Genomic DNA, 1453 nt, shown 5'->3' on the forward strand with positions numbered 1-1453 from the left:
CCACCAAACCGAGGGAGGATCAAAATCTGTTCCTCAAGCTACGGGAGCGCCGGAGCCGACAAGGTACCGCGATAGCTCATGCGATGAGAGGCTTCTCCGACATCACGGATCCCTCTGTCGTCAGCAAATATCTTCTGTCGCATCTGATCGGCCTATCAACGCTAGCCTGCGACGGCGTGCCTGCATCAATTCTTCGAAAATCAATTCCACTGGTAACGGCTGGTGCGTTGGCTGCGGCGAAGCCTTGATTGGGATTGATGCGCCTAGCGAGCGATTAACTACAGCTTGCTGCTGGTGACTAGCGTACAAGTCACTCACGGCAGTTGGAAGCGGATGCTTGAAATGCGCCAGAAGCGGTCATTCGCTGCCCTCCATATACTCGACACTCGCGGCCTGACCTCACCTCGAAAAACAATGATCGAGAGTTGCAAAGATCATTGATAGGAGGCATGAGGCCCTAGGGCAGGAGGGGCCCGATGCGACGCTCGATACAACTGGACGCTGATAGGCGTCGGGTGCTCGTCACCAATGACTTCGGCGACCACGCAGTGTTGTCGGCCGCCGAGCATGAGGCCCTGACGTCTGACGCCCTCCTTCTCGGACACCCGCGCCACGCAGACCTCGAGGCGCGCGCCCTGCTTCATGACACGCCCCGCGAGCATTGGAGCGATCTGGAAACCGCTGTTTGAACAGTTCAGCTTCGATGGATAGCGCGAACGTCAGCCAAAGCGCGATAGGATCCGACATCCGCAGTGTCACCATCCCTTTCGATGTCGAGATAGAGTTTGTTTCCTCTCTAGCTAACTGATTTGTTCGCGCCCGACGTCATCGACGCAGGTCAGAACGCGCTGGTCCACGCACCACCCACAGGCCGCCATAGACGAAGGCAAGGCCTGTCAAAATAGCTGCCAAACCTGAGACTTCCGAAAGGCTGGCGCCCATGGCGTTCAGGCGAACAAAGGCCTGAACGGCAGCGGTGGACGGTGAAAAATGCGCGAGCCAGACGAGACCTTCAGGCATCATGAAATGCGGCCACGCAGCGCCTGACAGGAAGAACAAGGGCGCGGAAGTGCCGACCAGAACCTGCAAGACCCGTTCATGGCGATCGAAAAGCGCGCCCAGAAGCAGACCCACAGCGGCGACCGCCGCTGAAAATATGGGCGCCAGCAGTAGGACGCCGATCAGATTGCCTGCGCGGGGATAGTCCTGAAACCAGAACACGAAACCGAAATAGAAGAGGCTGGAGGCTGTCCCAATCGCCGTGAGCGCCAGCCACAAACCCAAGCGCGCGCTGCGTTTCAGCCTAGCCGCGCCGGTCTCTCGACGCACGGCTGTGATCACGCCGGCTCCCAGCAATAGCGTCTGCTGCAAGATGATCAAACTAACCGCCGGCACGGCGTAACCGCCGTAGCCCTCCGTCGGGTTGAAGAGGGAAACCTGCTTCAGGGTCGGC

3 protein-coding genes are annotated in these 1453 nt (G+C 59.0%); 2 read left to right on the forward strand and 1 reads right to left on the reverse strand.

The window, feature by feature from the left end:
- Together VH88_RS16555 and VH88_RS15275 are read left to right on the forward strand one after the other, a co-directional pair.
- Positions 1-248 (forward strand): hypothetical protein (locus VH88_RS16555; protein ID WP_231576714.1); only part of this gene is annotated, 248 nt, incomplete at its 5' end.
- A gap of 228 nt (positions 249-476) precedes the next feature.
- Positions 477-689: a hypothetical protein gene (locus VH88_RS15275; RefSeq protein WP_045812014.1), complete on the forward strand. Its 213-nt coding sequence runs from the start codon at positions 477-479 to the stop codon at positions 687-689.
- Positions 690-825: 136 nt separating this feature from the next.
- Here the strand turns inward: VH88_RS15275 and VH88_RS15280 are convergent.
- Positions 826-1453: ABC transporter permease (locus VH88_RS15280; RefSeq protein WP_045812015.1), on the reverse strand; the 628-nt coding region annotated here is incomplete at its 5' end.

Origin of the sequence: Brevundimonas sp. KM4, from assembly GCF_000964075.1 — a bacterium.
Taxonomy (GTDB): Bacteria; Pseudomonadota; Alphaproteobacteria; order Caulobacterales; family Caulobacteraceae; genus Brevundimonas; species Brevundimonas huaxiensis.